Raw genomic sequence first — 4075 nt, 5'->3', positions numbered from 1 at the left:
TTGTTTAACACACTGCCGCCGGAAGAAAAAAAATTGTGGCACAGCCATCAATATGAAGTGAAATCCGGCAGCCTGATTGCTCCAGGTTTACCTGCAGTGGCTGACAAAGCATTGATGAGCAAAATTGTGAATACCTACGGCAAGACCTGGCATACCTGGCACACCGACCGCGATAAAAAGCTGCCGCTCGGCATTCCGGCACTGATGATGGGCTTTACCGGGGAAGGGCAGTTAGACCCTAAACTTCTGGCGGACAGAGATCGACGCTTTGACGTGAGCACGCAAGCCATCAAAGAAGAACGTAAGGATATTGTGGCGCACCCAGTTGCTAAGGGAGCGGATGCCTGGCAACGTGGTGAAGAGATCCAGCTTAAGCGGGTTAGAGGTTCAGGTGAGCATGGCCAGGGCGACACAAGCCATTTTTGATATCAAAAGCCTTCAGGAATACCCCGGCAACGCCGGGGATAGGGCCAGTCCTATTATTTTCTCGTCCTCAGGCATCAGAAACGCCATGTGGCTGAAAGATTACCTGCAATCGAGTCATAGCCAGAACGAAACATTTCGCTTTCAACCCCGATGCCCAATTCGACATCAGCGTTGATTTTATAGCTCATACCTGCCTTAACACCCAGAGTGTCACGACCAGTCACCTGATTCCTGGAACTAAACCCTGTGCTTCGATAGTTGGCGAAAGAGGCTTGTTGCACTACGTTGCCATCAAGCAGTTCATGATCCCAGGTGAGCTGCAGCTCAGCTGCGAACGATGCCCCTGAAGCGAGGGGTACATTCCAGTTACCATTCACCCCGATACGTGATCTCAGAGAATCGAAGGTCTGCGAACCCAGCATCAGTCGGCTGCCTTCATTGCCGCTTTCCTTCACGCCGGGACGATGTAATGTGGTGTAATTCAATGACGTTACCGGTCCGGCGTTCACATTATTATTCAGCGCCCATCGATAGCCTCCGCCGGCCGTAACAGAACCTGACAATCCGGTCCAGGTGGCATGGTGGCTTGCTCCGTAAGTTTCTACATTAATGTTTCTGTCCAGCCAGCTGTCTTCAATACCCAATCGGCCAGTGCCGAATAAATACATTCCTTCGGACCTTTCAGCGCCGTAACGAGCATGAACACCCAGATCGAAAGCAGTGGTTTTCCCGGTTGCGGTTTCTGGTGATTTCACCGTCACCGACTGACCGCTGACCGCACCATGAAAGCCATAAATCCAGTTGTGATTCTCATCGTTTTGTTTTTCAGCACCGAATACAATGCCATAACTGCTGGCGTCGTACCCTACACTGTCACCCTGACGCTGTTGCCAGAAGCCGCCGCCAAAGGGTATGGCAAAGCTGCGCCATTCGCCTTCCGTCAGTTGCTTCGGCATAACCACAGGATTTGGCCCGCCAACGATCCGCGCTATCTGCTGTTCACGCTGCAGGGAACTTGCGAACATGGCGCTGTAGGCGCCCGCAGAAAGTTGCGGCAAGGCATTGCTGATATTCCCGCCATCAGTGGCTGAGAAATCCAGAGTACGGTACAGCGGTTGTATATCCGACTTAGCTTCCGCCACAATTTTATCCAGCGCTTGCCCTACCTGACGCGCATTAGTGTCCTGCGCATACCGGCTGTATGCGTTTGAAGCGCGCAGCATTGAGAGCTGCCAGCCATTCTTTCCCTGTGGCGTTGTTTGCAGCGTTAGCGTGGGTGAACGGAGCACGCTGTTCACCGCACTGAAATTGCCGTCGGAAGCGTCCGTTTTTAGCAAATCTTGCGTATTCAGACGCCAGTTTGTTGCGTACCAGTCCGGCTGCGGCGCAAACGTCAGTTGACCGTCAAATTGTGCGTGACCGTCCACTCGCAGAGTATCATGCCTGCCGCGCCCGTCGACTTCCAACAACAACTGCCCGGTATTCCCCTGTTGATAAGCACCGGATATATTGATTTGCCCAAGTGAATTACCCGGCGCAAGGATCCCGTTATTTACAAAGCGGCCTTCCTCATTAAGCGTATAGCTGGCGTTGCCGGACAGGCTGGCACCTGGCGCGATAGTCATGCTGTAAATCTGAAAATCGCCGTTAAGCGAGGTTTTCCCTCCGTGCGCGTCCAGTGCCAGATTATTGATACCTTCAATGTTTCCGCGGTACGTAAAGCTGAAATCAGCATCGGCAGCTTCCGTCGCTTGCCCGTACGCATTTGCCTTCCGACCGAAGGTAAGCAGCGTTAACCGCTGTTGGCCATAGTCATCCCGCTGGGCGTAGTCCGAATAAATATCACCCTCCAGCCGGGCACCCGTTAATATATTTATATTACTGACCAGCGCGTTCGGTGATATATAAATCGCCGCGCCTTTACCGGCAACCCGTCCGCTGATGTCGGCATTGTCTACCAGCGCTCCCTGCAACTCGGGTAATAACGCATCGTAATAGCCGTCCACGATATGAAGCCAGGATCCACGATAGTCCACCTCGTTACCCAGGAGGTTATTGCCAAAATCAAAACTGATACCGACGCCACTGGCTCCCAGTGCCTGAACGTCGCCACGTTGAATAAGGCTGTGCTGTTTACCGTAGGCAAACATCACCCCACGGCCATTAACGCCATCGGCGTATATCCGTACACCGGGATCGATGCTCAGGGTGTTATTTTGCCCATCTATACGGATGCCCGCGCCGCCAGCCCCTGACGTCAACAGGTCCGCTTGTTGAAAGATATGGTTATTACTGCCATACACATGCAGGCCAACTCCCAGATTAGCGGTATTGTATTGACCAGCCAGATAGCCATCCGCCTGCTGATTACGCTGAAAATAGCCATTGCGGTTAACGAGCGTTTGCCCGTTGCCATACAGCGAAAAACCGAAAAAGTTACGCCGGTCAATCTGATATTCCATATCCTGCAGCAACGCCAGTTCCGCTTCCATAAACGTGGTGTAATTGCGGTAGTTCTGATGGCTCATCATGCTGTTTTTCAGCTCGATATGGCTCATGTAGTTATCATCGACCGAGCCGTCGTCTGCTAACATTTTCACCGGCACGCCAGGCATGGCGCCTGCAAGGACTTCATCCACATGCCTGCCGGTGAAATAGCCTTTATCAAGCCGTACATCAAAGCCTTGTGGATCCCATCTGTTATTGCATCCATTACACAATATTACTTGCCCTGGCCGGGCAGGATTGCCACGGTCATCGCGCAGATGGCTGGTCCAGGAGCCAAAAGGCACGGTATCGAAAGCGGGCGTGAATGTGCCACTTCCTTGCAGATCGGTAACCATATTGGATATTCCCAGTCCATGTGCCAGCTCATGAACAGCGACGCTGACCAGATCGGCCTTTCCAGTGCGCGGCAATTGCGCGGGCACATAGGGAACGTTATCAAAATCCAGTTTGCCCATGATGAACTGGGCGTGGGAACCAAAGGTCAGCTCTCCGGTATCAATGCCGTTCAATGCGCCTTGCAACTGCGTCAGACTTATAATGCCGTCGGTAACTGAATCGCTGGAACCTGCGGCATTCTCGTCGTTAAACGTCCCCACATTGATAATGGCAGGCAGTTGCCCCGGGCTGGGGGTAATAACCTCAGCCCAGTAACGCATAGCATCGAGTATTTTTTCTTTTTGTTGCTGGCCAAGATCCCAGGTTGACTCAGACGCATTCGGCCAGTCCGGCATAAAGGGGCCGTCGCCAACATTAAAGAAACGCACTTCAAATACCGCAATATTATGTGGGTTATAGACCAGATAGCTTTCTCCTGCATACGGATTATTACTGACAAATAAACCCGTTAATGCAGCCGTCATAAAAACCCTTTTCATATTAACCATCCATGTGTGAAAAAATAATGTTTACGTCCGTCAATATAAATTCACATCTGAGCTCAATGAATCATAAACAAATATAATAATTATCGATGTGGTTTGATAATTTAGAATAACGAGTGACCTTGCCCTGTGATAGCCTCGTTTTTCAGGATTTTATAAACGGTGGAGCGGGCGATCCCTGATTGAGAAACCGGGGCCCGGTGAACAGGAATGTACCGACATATGCAGGGGAAATAACGGATAGGGTATGGTGTCGTGGC

General features: G+C 51.4%; 2 protein-coding genes. One reads left to right on the top strand and one right to left on the bottom strand.

Annotated features, from left to right (window positions below):
* Positions 1 to 426: DUF1264 domain-containing protein (locus HP459_RS21815; RefSeq protein ID WP_171936826.1), on the top strand; the 426-nt coding region annotated here is incomplete at its 5' end.
* A 74-nt stretch (positions 427 to 500) separates the two neighbouring features.
* Here HP459_RS21815 and HP459_RS21810 read toward each other — a convergent pair.
* Positions 501 to 3809: an autotransporter domain-containing protein gene (locus tag HP459_RS21810; RefSeq protein WP_171936825.1), complete on the bottom strand. Its 3309-nt coding sequence runs from the start codon at positions 3807 to 3809 to the stop codon at positions 501 to 503.
* Positions 3810 to 4075: the final 266 nt, after the last annotated feature.

This window comes from Enterobacter sp. CM29, from assembly GCF_013179605.1.
In the GTDB taxonomy this organism is placed as follows: Bacteria; Pseudomonadota; Gammaproteobacteria; order Enterobacterales; family Enterobacteriaceae; genus Enterobacter; species Enterobacter intestinihominis.
The sequence above is the reverse complement of the archived record's forward strand: the minus strand, read 5'-3'. Positions and strand labels throughout refer to the sequence as shown.